This window comes from Rickettsiales bacterium (assembly GCA_035765535.1).
Classification (GTDB): Bacteria; Pseudomonadota; Alphaproteobacteria; order Rickettsiales; family JABCZZ01; genus JABCZZ01.
In genome coordinates this window covers 215,877-232,366 of record DASTXE010000006.1, presented here as the reverse complement: position 1 = coordinate 232,366, position 16,490 = coordinate 215,877, and the positions used below count along the sequence as shown (strand labels likewise).

Genomic DNA, 16,490 nt, shown 5'->3' with positions numbered 1-16,490 from the left:
GGTTACATCCACTCCCCGAATTTCTTAACATACCACGTTTTTACCGTTTGTGTCACTATACAATAACCCAGCAGAATCGCCACCAGCCAGCCGAAATAAGCAAGCGGCAGGCTTGCCAGCCTCAGGCTTTCACCCAGCGGCGAGAAGGGAATATAGATACCGATCGCCATGATGACGAGCGTCAGTGTGATGACGGGCAGGGCGGCGCGGCTCTGGAAGAAGGGAATCTTCTGTGTGCGGATCATATGCACGACCAGCGTCTGCGATAACAGGCCTTCCACGAACCAGCCGGACTGGAAAAGCCCCTGATGCTCGGGCGTATTTGCCTTGAAGACATACCACATGACGCAGAAGGTGATCACGTCAAAAATGGAACTGAGCGGGCCGATCAGCATCATGAAGCGGGCGATGCCCCCTGCCTCCCATTTGCGCGGTTTATCCATATATTCCATGTCCACATTGTCCCAGGGAATGGAAATCTGCGAGATATCATACAGCAGGTTCTGCACGAGCAGCTGGATGGCAAGCATCGGCAGGAAGGGCAGGAAGGCGCTGGCGATCAATACACTGAAGACGTTACCAAAATTGGAGCTGGCGGTCATCTTGATGTATTTGATGATGTTGCCGAAGGTCTTGCGGCCTTCCAGCACGCCTTCTTCCAGTACCATAAGGCTTTTTTCCAGCAGGATGATATCTGCCGATTCCTTGGCGATATCCACGGCCGTATCGACTGAAATACCGACATCTGCGTCGCGGAGCGCTGCGGCGTCATTGATGCCGTCGCCCATGTAGCCCACCGTATGGCCAAGGCTTTGCAGCGAACGGATGATGCGGGATTTCTGGATGGGAGACATTTTGGCGAAGATGGTGGTTTCTTCCACCTTGCCTGCAAGCTCTTCGTCCGAGAATGTGTCGATATCCTTGCCCATGATGATATGGGTGTGATCGAGTCCTACTTCTTTACAGATTTTGCGGGTCACGATTTCATTGTCCCCCGTAATGATCTTGACGGCGACGCCATGTTCCTTCAGCGCAGAGATGGCGGTCAGGGCTGTTTCCTTCGGCGGATCGAGGAAAGCGATATAGCCTGCCAGGACCATCTGGGTTTCGTCCTGAATATTGTAGGTGCGGTCTTCCGGTGGCAGCCATTTGTAGGCAACGGCCAGAACGCGCAAACCTTCTTCATTTAATTCGCGCGCGATTTTGCGGATTTCCTTGCGCTTTTCTTCATCCAGCGTGAGGCTCGGCGAACGTGGATTTTTACGCTTCTCCTCAAGATGTGCGGTGTCGGTCTCTTCCTGTTTGCCGAAATCATCCGCTTCTACACACAAGGACAGTACTTCTTCCACCGCACCTTTGCAGACAAGCAGGTTGCGCGGAGCGTCGCTGCGCACGATGACGGACATGCGGCGGCGCACGAAATCGAACGGAATTTCGTCCACCTTACGGTATTCAACCTGCATGGCATTCATACCGTAATCATCGCCAAAATTCAGGACGGCTACGTCGAGCACGTTTTTCAGGCCCGTCTGGTAATAGCTGTTGAGATAGGCGTATTTCAGCACGTCCAGATTCTTTTCGCCATAAATATCGAGGTGTTTTTCCAGGATGATCTTGTCCTGTGTCAGGGTGCCGGTCTTATCTGTGCAGAGAATATCCATTGCGCCGAAGTTCTGGATTGAGTTCAGGTGCTTAACAATTGTTTTGCGCTTGGCCATGGCTACCGCGCCGCGTGCAAGATTTGCGGTTACGACCATCGGTAGCATTTCCGGCGTGAGGCCCACTGCGACGGAGACGGCGAAGAGCAGGGCGTCCGTCCAGTTATTCTTCGTCAGGCCGTTGAGGAAAAACACAATCGGCACCATGATGAACATGAAGCGGATCAGCACCCAGCTAACCTTATTAATGCCGATATCGAAGCTTGTAAGCGGACGTGTGCCCGTGATTTCCCGTGCCATGGTGCCGAAATAGGCGTCCTTGCCGGTGGCGACGACGAGCGCGGTGGCCGAGCCGGTGACGACGTTAGTTCCCATAAAACAGACATTTTCCATCTCCAGGGGGCTTTTTACCTCGCTCGTGCGAGAAACGGGGGTATCGTATTTTTCTACCGGGATGGATTCGCCTGTAAGTACGGCTTGGCTGATGAACAGATCGCGCGAAGTGAGCAGGCGGACATCCGCCGGAATCATATCACCTGCAGAAAGCTTGACGATATCGCCCGGAACGAGGTCGATAATGGAAACTTCCATCGGCCTGTCAAATTCCTTACGGGTGACGGTAGCAGTGGTGCGCACCATGGCTTTCAATGCTTCTGCGGCCTGGCCGGAACGATATTCCTGCCAGAAGCGCAAGACCGAGCTGATGAGAATCATGGTCAGCAGCACAATGATGGTCTTGAAATTACGGTCCTGCGGCGGGGCGAGCAGAACATCGGTAAACAGGGATATGCCGATCAGGGCTGCCAGTACACCGATAAACGGGTTAACGAATGCGCCTGCAAGCTGCTTATACCATGGATCGGGATGGTCGTGAGCTACCTCGTTTGCGCCGTAACGCTCACGACGGGCCAGCACTTCTTCTTCCGTCAGGCCATGAAAACCGGTTTCCAGTAATGCAATAGCGTCATCGATCGAGGATTTTGAGGCGCTTACAAGCGTTTCCGAGACGACCGGATCCTTCGCTTTTATGATATTCCTGACCGCTTGTTTCATGCAAAACGCTCCCTTAGGCAGAGTCAGTGCTTCAGCTGCTTACTTGCTTGAGTCAGAAGGAGAATATAAACTATTTTCCGCCGTTTGTCCCGGCGGAAGGTGGTGCCTGTCCGTTTTAACCGGGAATAAACGTTCCGTAACCCAAGCGACTACTATCGCCGTCAGACACTGCTACACCTTCTCAATAGTTAACGATGGAGATTGTCTACCCACGTGGAAAATGCCTGTCAAGATTAAAACAGGCTGAAACGAAAAGGAGGGGAAGCCGGATGAAGTGCCTGAGCGGAGCAAGCCTTCCGGACAAAAGAAACCGACGCTTGAGAGGGCGCCGGTCAAGGGGAGAGTTTAAAATACCAAATACGCCAGAACTTTTAAGTCTCAGTAATTACGCTGCTGCATAAATTACTTTTCGTTTAATCAGATTGAGCTGAAGCTCTATTTCTTCCTGTGTGATATTGTATGTCTGCTGAAGAGCAGAATAAAACTGACGGGGATCGAGCCTGTAATTGCGGATTTCTTCGTCTGCCAGCTTCGGCCATTTCATGCGAATAAGATCGTCTACGCTCTGCGAAGCATATTTCATCTGCTTTCTCTGGGGCTTGGCACCCAGCGGCAGCTGAAGAGTATAGCTCATAAATCCTCCTGTCGTAAGAATATTAGCAGGCTGAGGATTACAAAATAAGCGTAAGCATGCCATTCGTATGCTTAACGGTCATATAAGCAGCATATAAAGAGCGTTTATAATGACTTGAAAGTGAAAGGCATCTCTTTGCGAAGGCGGCTTTTCAAGGTGTCGAGTTCACCGGATAATTTCTGCGTTTCCGGATTGTCTCCCTGCCGGTCTTCTACGCTTGCCAATGACTGTTCGGCATTTTCAGCGGCGAGATAGGCAGCATCCCTCATATGAAGACCGATGAAGAATCTTAGAAGCTGCAGCTGAACTTTTGCTTCCGCCGAATCGGAAAGCGGTGTGGTGTTGGCCAGCAGCGCCTTCAGTTCATGCCGTATCATCTCACGAGTGGCATTCGTATCGTCTCTGGAAAACAGAATTTTTCTCTGCTGGGTGCTTTTGGCAATCACGGGATGAATATCCTGTATGACGTATTGTGGGCCTTTAACGTGAGACAGTACCGCCTGCAGGTCGGAGAAATCATATTCATTGCGCGACATGTCGAAAGGAGCAATCAGCTGTAAAATGTTTTTCTGATCTTTTACGCTATAGGAAACCACGATTGCCGGTTGCAATGCGGGTTGTTTTCTCTTTTCGTTCAGGAAGCGCGAAATTATATCCAGCCGGGACTGAAGCGCAGAATTTTCTGCCGATACATAGGACAGCTCCATATCGCTTAAGGACAGGGATTCTATATAGGCATCCATTGCGTAATGCGGAGATACAACAGGTTTGATGTGATGCTGGGGTTTCTTGACCTGTTTTACGGGCGGGGGTTCCGGCGCTGTGTATGAGGGGGGGACCGGAGTGGTACATCCGAGCAGAATGAGGGATAACGCCAGAAAGGGCAGACGGCGTAAAACAGCACAGGAAAACCTGGGATTCATACGGGGCCTTCAGCGTCATGGACGTATTGCGGGGAAGTAAGCGGCGGCATAGTAATATATGGTTGCCGTATAATCAATCTTTAAGTTATGGAGAATTTATATTAGCCTGTGCTATTCCATTCTTATTCTTAATAGATATACGCCTATATGGAACCGACGTCACCTGATCTGGTTATTGTCTGTCTTGAGGATCATCCAAGAGCAGTTATTCTTTTACGTGTTGCCCGCAACCGTGCCATGCGTATGGGGGGGCGATGGCGTGCCGTGTTCGTGGAAACGCCAGGGCAGGATGGACTCGATCCGGATGCTCAAGAGAGAATGTTGCGCCTTCTGACGCTTGCAGAGCAGATGGGGGGTGAAACGTCCCATATCACCGCCGAGAATTATACGCGTGCCGTCAAGACCATGCTGGAGGAGGAAAAAGGGCGCGTTGCATCTATTATTATAGCCCATTCCGAACAGCAGCAGCGCAGTTTTTTACTGCGCCGCACCCTTCCGCAGACCGTGATGGAGCAAGCGCGGAAGCGAGGGATTCCGGTCGAAGGAATTACGATCACGGGACATAATTACCGTTACTCCTTGTGGGAAAGGCTGCGTTTTTTCAGGCCGCTTCCTATTCTATACGGGTTGTTGGCCGTAGGGGTGGCATATCTTTGCGCATTCGCGCTCCAGGCGACATTGCCGCCTGCCTTATTCAGGATCAATAACCAGAATATCGGCCTGCTGTTCATGACCGCTTGCGCGTTTGCGGCGAGCCGTTTCGGACTTATGCCGGGGCTGATCGCTTCGCTGACGAGCTTTCTCGTCATCAATTATTTTCTAACCGTTCCCCATTACCATATCGATCTGAGCAATGTGACGGACATGCTCAATATGGGGATTTTCCTTTCGGCAGCTATGCTGATCTCTATTTTCACCAGCCGCACACGCGGTTTTGCCGAAAAAGCACGCAGACGCGAGCTGAATACGCAGGTATTGTTCAATCTGTATCAGGTCAGTGCGAATGCGTCTTCGTTAACCCAGGCGCTGGAGAAGCTGCATGCGCATATCGTACGCACCCTTAAGATGGAAGTGGCATTTTTCCTGCCTCCCGCTGTCAGCCCGGAAAATATCGTACTGACATTTCCGCAGGATGCAACGCTCAGCGACTCCGATATCAAGGCGATGGAATTATGCTGGCGTGAAATGAAGACAACGGGGCTCGGATCTCCTTCGTTCCGTGATTCTGCCTGGCGTTTCAATCTCATGCTGTCGCAAAGCGGTGCGATCGGCATTATCGGTGTGAAGCCGCGCTCGCGCAAGCAAGTGGATGTCTGGTTCGGAGGGATGATGACAGCGATTGCCGATCAGGTGGCAACCATTATCGAGCGTATGGAACTGGCCAGCACCATGGAGGCCACGCGCATCAGCGAGGAACGCGAGAAGCTCCGGTCCATGCTGCTTTCCAGTGTTTCGCACGATCTGAAGACCCCGCTTGCTTCCATTATCGCCGCGCTGAATATTTACCGCAGCCACGGTAAGCAGTTCGATCCCTCCAAGCGTGACACGCTGATTGAGACCGCACTCAGTGAATCCGAGCGGCTCGATAGTTTTATCACCAATATTCTGGATATGACTCGTCTGGAGAGCAAAAAGATCACGTTCAAGAAAGGCTGGTACCACCCTGGCAAGATTCTTGACGATGTGCTCAGGCGTCTTGAGTACCGGTTGCGCAATCATAGCGTTACATTGCAGCCGCCGGAGCATAATGTCGAACTTTATGTGGACCGGATGATGATAGGGCAGGTACTGCAGAACATTATTGACAATGCCTGTAAATATACGCCTTCCGGGACGACCATAGAGATCAGCATGGTTGTTGGCGTGGACGGGGGATTTGCCTATGCGGTACGCGACCACGGCAAGGGAATTCCTCCTGAAAAGCTTGAGCAGATATTCGATAAATATGCCCGTCTGCAGATGCGGGATTCCCAGGTCGCAGGCACAGGACTCGGTCTTGCTATCTGCAAGGCGGTCATGGACGGGCAGGGTGGAGCCGTTAAAGCGCAGAACCATCCGGAGGGCGGCGCGGTGTTCACTATCTGTATCCCGGACTGGCGGCCGATCTCCTGATACAATTTATAGTAGCATATTGAGTCAATATCCGGTACCATATCAGCTCATCTCACTGATTCATCAATAGATCAAAGTTTATGGTGAAAGCTGCCACCCCATCTCCTGCGGTTGAAGCATCTCTTGCAGGGATCAAAAAATGGGATGAAGCTATGGCGGCAGCGTTAGGGGTTCAGTCGGAAGATCTTTTCCGCACTTCAGGGTGTGAGGTGGAATGTCGTGTTACTACTGAGAATGAGAAAGTATTCAATAATCGGCTTAAGGCCCTGCGCAAAGGTAAATATCAGGGATATGTTAAGGATGCGGGAACAAAATTCTTACCTCGGTCTTTACGTCCCGGTTCCTGGCAGCAAGAGCATGAACAACGTTCTGAACGCAATCAGCTTACTTCAGCTTTTGAAAAGCATATGGCAAAATATACTGTGGAACCAACGACCTATATGGCTGGAGTCAATACGGATCGCAGGGTTGCCGATCCAACTTCCATACAAGACCAGCAGCATGGAGACACTCATCCTCAGAGCTACCTAACGGCTGAGATTGTTTCTAAGCCAATTGATTCTCCGATTGCGGCCGCTCAATGGCTTTCCAATGCCGGACAGCATATGATCGATACTGTTGAGGCAAAGGTGGAAAAATTGAGAGGGCGTCATAAATCCGGGCATGTGTTTGTAGATTTCCGCTCTAAACCCAGCACTACGTCCTGGGCTAATAGTGTGCATATGCATCTGGGGTTGAAAGTGGCGCTTCCAGCCCTGCTCGACAGCCCGGTTTTTTCTCCTGAACAAAAAGCTGGAATGTTGGAGCGTAATGTCCGGTTTTATCGTGAGAAGCTTCAGAGTGATGGCGGCGTGGAGACCAACGAAATCAAGGTTTGTGAAGATATCGAGCGGTTATGCAGCGAAAAAAGCGATCCCCGGATTATTCTGAAGACACCGGCTTATGCGGATGTCATCGGTAAAATCAAAGTGAACATGTTTTCCAGGCGCGAACTGGAAGGCGATATTGTTACCATTGATGGAGAAGATGTAAAAGCGGAAGAAGGCAGGCGGGCGGCAGGTATTAACGTGCCGCGGGACATTATTGTCGGAAATGGGGAAGAAGTCGAGAGGCGGTTTTTCTCTAAAGAGGATGAAATGAAGCGACGGTATGTCGGCAAAGATGAGTTAAGCCGTTTTGCCATAATATTCGGTCGTAAGCTGGAAGAGTTCAATCATGACTGCGCTCTTATCATAGCACCTGCAAAGACTTCCTATCAGCGTTTTGTAACGGATGGCATTGATGCTCCGTGTTTTAATGCTGCGGGGCACCGCAAGACCATGAATATCTTTGGGGCTTATCTTTTTCGGGGGGAAGGACGCACCGTCTTCGGACAGCATAATTCCACCGGGACCCCGGATATTGGTGATCTGCGTATTGAAAACCGTATTTTATGCTCAGAAGCGATAGGACATCCAAACCATGCTTATCCCAATCAGCGAGCGATGGCTTATGAGGTGGTTGAAGGCATGGAATATGTATTTGCCAAGGCGGCACAAGAATATGCAGTTCATGCACAGGATTATGCTGCTGATATTGTAACAGAGAGCAAGCTTTTTGATACCTATATGCGTTGCCTCGAGGGATTACCCAAAGGCGAATATCCAGATGATATTATTCCCCCAGGACAGCGTTTACCTGAGCATAAAGCGGAAGCTCTAGAACACTTTGAGAAAAAGGGCGGAATGGCTGAGGCGGTATACGGAAGCGATAGAATTGCAGAAATGGTTGAACGGCGCGCGGAGCTCGATAGAATTATCTACCACGATTATAGCCGTTTCAATGAGCAACCGGGTCCCCAAACGGTGCATGCAAAAGTAAAAGATGTTGTGGTAGATCCCGCCTATCTAACGCAACATACCGATAGAATGCGGTAATTGCGCCTTTTGCATGCACCGTGGGCAATATCAGTGATATTACGCGGCTGCGTCCTCGCTCACATTGACGATTTCCATGCGATATCCGATCCCCGGTTCTGTCACGATATAGATCGGCGCAGCGGGATTGGGTTCGATCTTTTCACGCAGCTGGCTCACATAGACACGCAGATACTGCATGTTGTCCACATGGGCGGCACCCCAGATATCTTTCAATATCTGTTTGTGGGTAAGAATCTTTCCGCGGTTCACAATGAAATAACGCAGCAGGTCGTATTCACGCGGCGTGAAGACGGATTTTTCTCCGCGCAGGAACACTTCGTGGCGCACCAGATCCATGCGGATATCGCCGTTTTCCAGATCAGGTTCGCCCACCTGGCGGGTGGCGGCCTTACGCAGGTTGGCATGAATACGTGCCAGTAACACATCCGGGTTAAAGGGTTTTGTCACATAATCGTCCGCGCCGGTTTCCAGTGCGGCAATGACTTCTTCGTCTTCGCTGCGTACGGAGCAGACAATAATGGGCACCTGCGACCATTCGCGCAGTCCCGTTATGACCTCTTTACCGTCTATATCCGGGAGGCCCAGGTCCAGAATGACAAGATCGGGACGCACAGAGGCAGCCAGGCGGATGCCTTCCTTGCCGCTGTCGCACTCTACAGTCTTGTAGCCAGCGGCTTCCAGCGCAATGTTGAACAGCTTACGGATCGGCGGTTCATCTTCGATAATCAGAATCGTATTTTTCTTCTGGTTCATAAAATCCTCGTTTTGATTGATTATCATTGGGACATTTTTCTTAATAGTAAAGCGATTTATGTAAAACTTATTTATTTTTGTTTCACGTCATATAGCGGCTTTATGCCATATGTTTTACCGTCAAAAATGGGTGTTTTTATGTCTTTGTTCAGTGGTGAAAGGAAACAACTATGGCGCAGGTATCGAGTATTAAGAATGCCTTTTTTCCTCAGAGTGGTAAATGGCAAGGCCAAGGTCAAAATGGCCGACAATCATCAGCAGATAAAGAAGATTATAACTCATTTTTCGCAATGTTCAATGCAGACCAGGGGCAATTAGGGCATGAATACGACATACATTGTAAATGGGAACCTTTCCGCGAACAGATTTTGCAGCAATGGCCGCGCCTTATGCGTAATGAGGTGGATGCAGCTGGACCAAACCGCGCTTACCTTGCAGCGCTGATCAGCATCAAATATAATGTCGATCGCAGAATCATCGGTAATTACCTGTCTAATATGGAAAGACATCTGCCGCTTATGTAGCGTAATGCAACCTTCCGGTTTTGTTCGTGAATAGATCAATATCTTAAAAAGATGGATATTGCTGTGTTCTAACGCTTCACCCGCGGAAGGGTATATGGTATAGTGAGGGGAATTTCATGCTTTTAGCCTTCCTTTCACCCGTAACGCTTCCATATGGCTTTGGATTATCAAATAGACTTTAACAGGCTTCCGGAACTGGTCAGGCGGGACCCGGAGAGCTGGAGCGGTGTTTCCTGTCTTATCGCCATGTTACGGGAGGATGCATCCCGCGAAGCGATAGAATCAGCTATAGCACAGGAAATTAGGGATTATCCCGGCATGACCGTGGCAGAAGGGAAAGGCGGCAGGCTTGCCTGCCTTGTAAGAGGGTATAGTCCCGGTTCTGTTCTGAATGTAATCCAATCTTATAAGTTTATCAATGATATAAAAAATGAATGGGAACAGGTTTGCGCCCTGCTGGAGGCACCCAGCCCTGTTGCCGCTGCAGGTGCTGCTCCGGTTTTCTCCAGGGGCTTATCTCTGTTGATTGTCGAAGATGACCGTATGAGCAGCCAGATGATCGCGGCGAGTCTACGGCAATATGGTGAAGTGACCGTTACGGGTAATTACCGGCAGGCCATTGCCAATTCCATGATTGACCGCCCGGATATTATCTTCCTGGATATTCATTACCGTGACGACACCAATGATGGGTTTGATGTCATGCGAAACCTTGCCAGTTTTGATGCGAATATATTTGTTGTCATGTTTTCCGGCGATAACGATCCGCTGACGATATACAAATGTCTGGCGGCGGGAGCTCAGGGTTTTATTTCCAAGCCTTTTAATGCGAACTCATTTGCTTATTACGTGGATAAGCTGCGCTCTCAAGCTGCCTAGTGTGATGTGTGGGCAGCATTGACCCATTTTTCCAGTGTCTGGGCGATGTGTTCGGGTTTGAATGGTTTATTCAAGTAATCGTCCATTCCGGCCTGGAGGCATTTTTCGCGGTCTCCTGTAATGGCATCTGCCGTAAGAGCAATAATCGTGGTGTGATGACCGTTTCCGTTTTCCATATCGCGGATTTTCCTGGTGGCTTCAAACCCATCCATTTCCGGCATCTGACAATCCATGAATATCATGTCGAATGAATCATTTCGGAGTTTCTCCACTGCTTCCTTACCATTGGTGGCGGTGCTCACATTGCAGCCAAGTTTCTCCAGTATCCGGACAATCAGCATGAGGTTCACCTTCATATCTTCCACCGCAAGAATACGAAGATTGTTAAATGCATCTTTCGGTGTGGCCTGTTGTGACTTCTGATGCTGAAGAATGCTATTGATTGTATTACGCGTCAGCAGCGGAAGCGTCGTGCCTTTTAGATTCGCATCCTGCAGAGCCTGCATTGCCGCTTTTAAATGTTCGGGATAAAGCGGTTTGACGAAAAAGGCTGCAAATCCTCTTTCCTGCAGATTCATGCTGGCCACCAGCTGGCCGACGCCGGTAATCATGATAAGCTTGGTGGTGATAGGAAGGGCAGCGGTTTGAATTTGATCCGCGATGTCCATACCCGTGCCTTCTTCCAGGCAATAATCGATCAATGCAAAATGATACGGTGTTCCGACCTTCTGTGCTTTCTCCAGCATAGAAAAGGCTTGGGGGGCCGAATTGCAAGTATCTACGTGCATTCCCCAAGTCTGCGCGTACTGCGTCAGAATGGTGCGGTTTATCTCTCCGTCATCCACAATCAGCACCCGCAAGTCTTTCAGATCGGTCTGATGAGGAGTAAGGCGCTCGGGGATTTTATCCGCTATATCCAGCAGGACATCAAAAAAGAAAACCGAACCCTTGCCCAGCTCGCTTCTTACATCAATGCTGCCCTGCATCATATCCGTCAGTTTCCGGCAGATAGTGAGCCCCAGCCCTGTTCCGCCAAAACGACGAGTCGTGGATTCTTCGGCCTGTGAGAATTTATTGAAAATATAACCGAGCTTATCTCGCGGAATTCCGATGCCGCTATCTTCAATTTCAAAATACAGCCGCGCTTTTTTATCAGGTGCCGTTTCTCCCCACGCGCGGATCAGGACATAACCCTGTTTCGTGAATTTAAGGGCATTGCCGACCAGGTTAATCAATATCTGGCGCAGCCTTGTAGGATCGCCTATCAAATGGCGGGGAAGGTCAGGGGCGAATTCCACAAGCAATTCGATGCCGCTTTCCTGCGTTTTGAGCGAAAACAGGTCCGTCACTTCCATAACCAGACTATTGAGATCGAATTGTACCGGTTCCAGAAGCAGTTTTCCGGCCTCGATCTTGGAGAAATCGAGAATATCATTTATAATTTCCAGCAGATTTTCTCCTGATTTCTTGATGATTTCCGCCCAGCTTCGCTGATCGGCATCCAGATGCGTATCCAGCAGCAGCGATGTCATTCCCAGTACGCCGTTCATCGGTGTGCGGATTTCGTGGCTCATGTTGGCAAGGAAGTCCGACTTGGAAATATTGGCTTTTTCGGCTTCTTCCTTGGCGCGTTTGAGTTCTTCTTCCGTGCGTGTACGCTTAATGAGTGCGACAAGCTGGCTGCCGATGTCGCGGATAATGTCCTTGAGTTCATCGTTCAGTAGAATCTGGCGGTCGGAAAAGAATTCCAGCACATAGGCCAGTTCATTATCCACTATGATGGGGAAAGCAAACGCGGATTGAATGCCGCATTCCGGTTCTTTGCGCATTCTTGTGAAATTGGGATCGTTCTGCAGATTGCTGTTCCATACCGGGCTTAATTTTTTCCACACTTCTCCGGGAATGCCTTCGCCGTGTTTAAGCGGTGTATCCCTCGTTGCCCGTTGAAATTTTTCAAAGTGAGCCTTCTCTTTGACATACCAGATTCCGGTTGATTTCAGTATGTTTTCCCTGGTATCGAGATAATAGGCGTGTCCCAGCGGCCAGCCGATGAATTTGCACATCTGCTCCAGTACTGTCCTGATTGTATCTTCCACGCTGGATGCACTGTTGGCTTCCGCCGCCACGGTTTTAAGAAGCAGAATGGTATGTGCGTCATTCTTAGCTTTTTCCTTGGCCTCCATGGCTTCAAACTGGGCGATCTCCATGCGTTCGATATAAGCGGCGAGCTGCTTTTCCATGCGCTCTTTTTCCGCAATTTTTGCCGCGAGGCTGCGATTGGCTTCCTCTGCCTTATTGCGTTCCGCTTCCAGCTCCTGCTGCATGGTAATGAATTCGGTGATGTCCGTGAGCACACCGACCAGCCGCAAGGTTTTTCCTGCCGCATCCTTCAGGGCAGAGGCGTAGCATTTGATGTGATGAATAGCACCCGATGCCGCATTAAATTTTAGTGTGACGGGGTAATGCTTATCGCTGTTGAGGTGATGCTCAATGAAAGCCTTGGCGCTTGGCTTGTCACTCTCATGCACCAGATCGTACCAGTCATCTATCTGCGCTTCTTCCAGCTGATCTTCATTGTAACCGAGCATGGTTTTGCAGTGCCTGGAAAGCCAAAGACTGTTTTTACGCACATCCCAGTCCCATATGCCGTCATTCGTGCCTTCGACTGCGAGTTCAAAGCGTTTCTGCGATTCGGCCACCATTTCATCGCGCTCCTTGCGGATGGCGGCATTCAGTTCATTCAGTTCGTCCGACATCAGCTGGGTTGCACGGTCCTGCATCTGCGCATCGCGATCGTACTTTTCATAGGCAAGTTCTATCAGCTGCAGCAAAGCTTTGTAGTCAACCGTGCCGTTGCCATCGCTTACTTTAATAATCTGTCTTTCCAGAAGCTTATGTGTCATGGACGGTCTTTCTTTATGCTTCTGCAATCAGGGTGATTGTCATGGTCTGGTTATGCAGGCTGCACTGATGTGTGATCGGGTGATGGCAAATCTCGCCGTACGAATAAAAACCTGTCAGTTGTGTTTCTCCCAATATCGTTTTGACGGCTTCGACTTCGTCCGAGACGCTCTGTCCCATTAGCAGGTTGCGGCCAACGCAGCTCACCAGAATTCCAAGGCTGGCGTTTGCGGAGTTACCTTTAAGAGATTCACGCGCAATGGTAGCGGCTTCGATGGCACCGTCCACAAGGTTGTCAGAGCTACCGCGCATAAGCTGCGCTATATATCCCTGCGGCACGTCACCGGCAAAAATAAGGCTATTTTCTTTTTCATCGATACCGACAATCGTGCGCACAATATCATGCGGGCTTTTGCTATCGGGGCGAATGCTTAATGGAAATAGTAAACCGCTGCCGGGCAGATTCTGCGCTTCATCGCCCAGATATTTCTTATACAGTTCCAGCGCGGGTTTTTCATCCAGTTCGTAAATGATGTTTTCGTGCGAGCGTGTGATGGTGCGTTCCGGGCCGAATTTAAGCCAGCCTCCCACGCTTCCACAGCTTACTTTGAAGCGGTCTCCATAAAACCCTATGGCAGCAACTTTGCCGGAAATCGGCAGTCCGTCCACACCGATGCCGGTCTGCTTGAAGCTGCTTCCGTCGCCTGCCAGTCCGCCGGTGATGGTGATGCCTTCGGGTAGATTTTCGCTTAAGCCTGTTACGAGATCGCTGCCGTTTACGCATAATCCGTCCGACAGTACAAACAGCAGGCGAAGCTGGGGAAGATTGAGTTCAGATGCCAGTTTTTTTCCTGCCCCCAGTGAATCATGTATATTGTCAACGGACGTAGAGGCTATTTTAATGGAAGTATGTTGAAGTTTGATCGCTGTCGATATAGCTGTACCCGACAGTGCTTCCTTGCCGCAGATTTCACCGCTGGTCGTGCATCCTAGCAACCGCGCTCCGGGATAGGCGATATATAATGCTTTCAGGTAAGCGTCCTTGTCCGGATATGCGGGAGAGAGAAAATACAATACGACGGTGGCATCGCGTAATTTTGAGGAAGCGAGTTCTTTTTCGGGGTTGCCATGGGAGATAAGCGTTTCGATCTGCATAAATTTCCCGAAGCTGGAATTGCTATTAATTATATTATAATATAGTATGAATATTATAGGTTGTGAGTTATTTTACTTTATAATTGATAAAAATCTATTAACGCCAAGCTTTTCGTTGTGTTTGATTTTGGGATAAAGAATTAATTTATATAAAATTTTACGCGTTTAAACAGGAGAAATCATGAATAAGCCGTCGCATACTGAATTAGTGTCGGCATTTCAACCTACTCTCAAGCAGATGGAGATTTTTGTTGCGACCATGAAAGCGCGTTCAAAACGCTCCAAAATTGAGATACTCGTGGTCGAAGACCAGCCTTTTTCCAGGCAATTGCTGACGGGGCTGTTGAAACAATTTTATACGGTTCATGCCGCTGCCGATGCGAGAGAGGGCTGGACATCCTATCTCAATTATGCACCCGATATCGTCATGCTGGATATTGAATTACCGGATATGGATGGCAACCGGCTTGCCAAGCTCATTTCCTCTATTGATCGCCTGGCCTATATCATTCTTGTGACGGCGAATAATAAGATAGAATATGTGCAGCAGGCTAAAGAGATACAGGCAAAAGGCTTTGTGGTGAAGCCGTACAGCAAGGATAAGATTTTATCCGTCATCCAGAAATTTGTATCAGAAAGAAATGCGAAGGGGTGATCAGGTATGTTATGGTTGTACGTATGCTGCCAGAAGTGTAAGATGGCGCGCTGATTAAAAGAACTCGTTTTGCTTTTTCAAATTGTTGTGCCAGAGATATGTTAATTGATATTATAGCGGAAGATGCTGAAAAAAAGCTGGTGGCCTTCGTAGAAAAGGTAAAGCAGCATAACTATTCCTGGGGAGCGTTATATTTTAAAACGTCGCAGCTTTCATACCGTCTGACCCATGAAACCGTATTACCCGCGCTTGGTTCCGTGCTGAAGGATAATCCGGCGGCAGTGTATTTTTTCCATAACGGGGATATCGTAGTGTGCTGGTCCGGTGTGCATCGCAGTATTGTGGAAGCGTTATATGGCTGTTTCTATCACCGGATTCTTCAAGACAATTTAAAAGATATAGAAACCTATTACGACCTGCAATCCGATGTGGACTCGGATCTGCTGCTGCAGCGATGCAGGCAGGAACTGAAACTGCTTCAGGAAAAGATGGCTGCCGGTAAAGCGGAAGTGTTTCATGTGACTGCAGAGCAGGTGGCCATGTTCAAGGCTATTGCAAAGGCGAGGATATTGCGCCCCAGTCCTGAAATACTGATCGTGGAGGACCAGCTTTTTTCTGCCAAGCTCTTGAGCGGTGTACTGGAGCATATGCATAAGACCTATATTGCACCTAATGCGAAATCGGCATGGGAGCTCTATTTGAATCATGCGCCTGACATTGTGTTTCTTGATGTGGAGATGCCCGGCACGAACGGGCATCAATTTGCTGAAGTGGTCCGCCGTTTCGATGAAGATGCCTATATCATCATGGTCACCGGGAATCATGATGTAGCGGATATTGTTGCGGCGCGTAATAACCGCGTGAATGGATATATTGTCAAACCTTACGGCAAAAAGAAGGTTACAGACGCTATTGATAAATATAAAACCGAACGGCACTCGAACCAAAGGGGGAATGTATGACAGGGCCTGTGGATTTAACCAATCTGCGTACGATGACAGATGGTGATGCCGAGCTCGAAAAGAGCCTCTTCGAAGAGTTTTTTATCTCGTTCGAAAAAGAACTGGCTGCGTTGGGAGACAGTATGGGAGCTCAGGATGTTCCTGCCTGGCATGCGCATTCCCATGCACTAAAAGGGATCAGCCTGAATCTGGGGGCGCAGAAACTCGGTGAGTTATGCAAGATTGCTCAGGACGAGGAAAATGCCCCGGCTTCTTTCAAGAGCGAATTGCTGGAAAAGATTAAGGCGGAATACGACGTAGTAAAGCGCTTCCTTCTCGATATTATTGCCACGGGATAATCTCCGTTACGCATGCGGGTTACA

General features: G+C 49.4%; 13 protein-coding genes. 7 read left to right on the top strand and 6 right to left on the bottom strand.

Features of this window, described 5'->3' with window-relative positions; all coding sequences use genetic code 11:
* Positions 1–2 precede the first annotated feature (2 nt).
* The 3 genes from mgtA to VFT64_09710 form a co-directional block, all read right to left on the bottom strand.
* A complete protein-coding gene (mgtA, locus tag VFT64_09720; GenBank protein HEU5048104.1) occupies positions 3–2,711 on the bottom strand; it encodes a magnesium-translocating P-type ATPase in 2,709 nt (902 codons plus the stop codon).
* Positions 2,712–3,096: 385 nt separating this feature from the next.
* Positions 3,097–3,345: a hypothetical protein gene (locus VFT64_09715; protein ID HEU5048103.1), complete on the bottom strand. Its 249-nt coding sequence runs from the start codon at positions 3,343–3,345 to the stop codon at positions 3,097–3,099.
* 104 nt (positions 3,346–3,449) lie between these two features.
* Positions 3,450–4,268, bottom strand: a complete 819-nt coding sequence (locus VFT64_09710) for a hypothetical protein (GenBank protein ID HEU5048102.1) — start codon at positions 4,266–4,268, stop codon at positions 3,450–3,452.
* A 147-nt stretch (positions 4,269–4,415) separates the two neighbouring features.
* On the opposite strand from VFT64_09710, the gene VFT64_09705 reads away from it, so the two are divergent.
* Both VFT64_09705 and VFT64_09700 read left to right on the top strand, forming a co-directional pair.
* Positions 4,416–6,380 (top strand): ATP-binding protein, encoded by a 1,965-nt coding sequence (locus tag VFT64_09705; GenBank protein ID HEU5048101.1) that lies wholly within the window; start codon positions 4,416–4,418, stop codon positions 6,378–6,380.
* 80 nt (positions 6,381–6,460) lie between these two features.
* The gene (locus VFT64_09700; protein HEU5048100.1) at positions 6,461–8,296 is read left to right on the top strand and encodes a hypothetical protein; all 1,836 of its coding nucleotides are present in this window, start codon (positions 6,461–6,463) and stop codon (positions 8,294–8,296) included.
* A 39-nt stretch (positions 8,297–8,335) separates the two neighbouring features.
* On the opposite strand, the gene VFT64_09695 is transcribed toward VFT64_09700, so the two are convergent.
* Positions 8,336–9,052, bottom strand: a complete 717-nt coding sequence (locus VFT64_09695) for a response regulator transcription factor (protein HEU5048099.1) — start codon at positions 9,050–9,052, stop codon at positions 8,336–8,338.
* A 170-nt stretch (positions 9,053–9,222) separates the two neighbouring features.
* Between VFT64_09695 and VFT64_09690 the strand changes: the two genes are divergently transcribed.
* Together VFT64_09690 and VFT64_09685 are read left to right on the top strand one after the other, a co-directional pair.
* A complete protein-coding gene (locus VFT64_09690) occupies positions 9,223–9,576 on the top strand; it encodes a hypothetical protein (GenBank protein ID HEU5048098.1) in 354 nt (117 codons plus the stop codon).
* A gap of 153 nt (positions 9,577–9,729) precedes the next feature.
* Positions 9,730–10,455 carry a response regulator gene (locus VFT64_09685; protein HEU5048097.1) on the top strand — a complete coding sequence of 242 codons (726 nt, stop codon included), beginning with the start codon at positions 9,730–9,732 and terminating at the stop codon, positions 10,453–10,455.
* Here the strand turns inward: VFT64_09685 and VFT64_09680 are convergent.
* Positions 10,452–13,358: a response regulator gene (locus tag VFT64_09680; protein ID HEU5048096.1), complete on the bottom strand. Its 2,907-nt coding sequence runs from the start codon at positions 13,356–13,358 to the stop codon at positions 10,452–10,454. The genes VFT64_09685 and VFT64_09680 overlap by 4 nt on opposite strands.
* A gap of 13 nt (positions 13,359–13,371) precedes the next feature.
* On the bottom strand, positions 13,372–14,511 hold the full coding sequence (locus VFT64_09675; protein HEU5048095.1) for an FIST N-terminal domain-containing protein: 1,140 nt from the start codon (positions 14,509–14,511) through the stop codon (positions 13,372–13,374).
* 181 nt (positions 14,512–14,692) lie between these two features.
* On the opposite strand from VFT64_09675, the gene VFT64_09670 reads away from it, so the two are divergent.
* From VFT64_09670 to VFT64_09660, 3 genes are all read left to right on the top strand, one after another.
* Complete coding sequence (locus VFT64_09670; GenBank protein HEU5048094.1) at positions 14,693–15,166, top strand: response regulator; 474 nt, start codon at positions 14,693–14,695, stop codon at positions 15,164–15,166.
* Between the two features lie 98 nt (positions 15,167–15,264).
* The gene (locus tag VFT64_09665; protein ID HEU5048093.1) at positions 15,265–16,128 is read left to right on the top strand and encodes a response regulator; all 864 of its coding nucleotides are present in this window, start codon (positions 15,265–15,267) and stop codon (positions 16,126–16,128) included.
* Entirely contained in the window at positions 16,125–16,466 is a 342-nt protein-coding gene (locus tag VFT64_09660) for an Hpt domain-containing protein (protein ID HEU5048092.1), read from the top strand. Before VFT64_09665 ends, VFT64_09660 begins: the two co-directional genes overlap by 4 nt.
* The last annotated feature ends 24 nt before the right edge of the window (positions 16,467–16,490 follow it).

What these genes read in the sequence shown, in the direction of transcription:
- mgtA (HEU5048104.1), bottom strand. Translation starts at nt 2,711, where the DNA reads ATGAAACAAGCGGTCAGGAATATCATAAAAGCGAAGGATCCGGTCGTC.
- VFT64_09715 (HEU5048103.1), bottom strand. Translation starts at nt 3,345, where the DNA reads ATGAGCTATACTCTTCAGCTGCCGCTGGGTGCCAAGCCCCAGAGAAAG.
- VFT64_09710 (HEU5048102.1), bottom strand. Translation starts at nt 4,268, where the DNA reads ATGAATCCCAGGTTTTCCTGTGCTGTTTTACGCCGTCTGCCCTTTCTG.
- VFT64_09705 (HEU5048101.1), top strand. Translation starts at nt 4,416, where the DNA reads ATGGAACCGACGTCACCTGATCTGGTTATTGTCTGTCTTGAGGATCAT.
- VFT64_09700 (HEU5048100.1), top strand. Translation starts at nt 6,461, where the DNA reads ATGGTGAAAGCTGCCACCCCATCTCCTGCGGTTGAAGCATCTCTTGCA.
- VFT64_09695 (HEU5048099.1), bottom strand. Translation starts at nt 9,052, where the DNA reads ATGAACCAGAAGAAAAATACGATTCTGATTATCGAAGATGAACCGCCG.
- VFT64_09690 (HEU5048098.1), top strand. Translation starts at nt 9,223, where the DNA reads ATGGCGCAGGTATCGAGTATTAAGAATGCCTTTTTTCCTCAGAGTGGT.
- VFT64_09685 (HEU5048097.1), top strand. Translation starts at nt 9,730, where the DNA reads ATGGCTTTGGATTATCAAATAGACTTTAACAGGCTTCCGGAACTGGTC.
- VFT64_09680 (HEU5048096.1), bottom strand. Translation starts at nt 13,358, where the DNA reads ATGACACATAAGCTTCTGGAAAGACAGATTATTAAAGTAAGCGATGGC.
- VFT64_09675 (HEU5048095.1), bottom strand. Translation starts at nt 14,511, where the DNA reads ATGCAGATCGAAACGCTTATCTCCCATGGCAACCCCGAAAAAGAACTC.
- VFT64_09670 (HEU5048094.1), top strand. Translation starts at nt 14,693, where the DNA reads ATGAATAAGCCGTCGCATACTGAATTAGTGTCGGCATTTCAACCTACT.
- VFT64_09665 (HEU5048093.1), top strand. Translation starts at nt 15,265, where the DNA reads ATGTTAATTGATATTATAGCGGAAGATGCTGAAAAAAAGCTGGTGGCC.
- VFT64_09660 (HEU5048092.1), top strand. Translation starts at nt 16,125, where the DNA reads ATGACAGGGCCTGTGGATTTAACCAATCTGCGTACGATGACAGATGGT.